Source organism: Salmonella sp. SAL4457 (assembly GCF_046548235.1).
GTDB lineage: Bacteria > Pseudomonadota > Gammaproteobacteria > Enterobacterales > Enterobacteriaceae > Salmonella > Salmonella enterica.
Genome location: NZ_JBGDZO010000828.1, coordinates 1 through 257, shown reverse-complemented (window position 1 = coordinate 257; position 257 = coordinate 1). Strand labels below are relative to the sequence as shown.

At 54.9% G+C, this 257-nt stretch carries 1 protein-coding gene; it reads right to left on the bottom strand.

The features are described 5' to 3' along the window. A partial coding sequence (locus ACLJNW_RS26495) for a YhbY family RNA-binding protein (RefSeq protein ID WP_410961553.1) occupies positions 1-157 on the bottom strand: 157 nt, incomplete at its 3' end. Between the last annotated feature and the right edge of the window lie 100 nt (positions 158-257).

Genomic DNA, 257 nt, shown 5'->3' with positions numbered 1-257 from the left:
GCGCCAGTTTCACCTTGATCAGTTCGTGATCGTTGAGTGCGCGCTCGAGTTCGGCGAGAACGCCTTCGGTCAAGCCGTTCTCGGCTACGATCAATACCGGTTTCAGGTGGTGACCGATAGATTTGAACTGTTTCTTCTGCTCTTGAGTGAGCGCCATAATCAGACCCCTGGGAAAAAGTCGTCTATTTTACCCCAGTTTTAGTCCAAGTGATGCTGCCCCCGCCGACCGGGGGTGCCCGAAGAGGTATTCCGTGGCC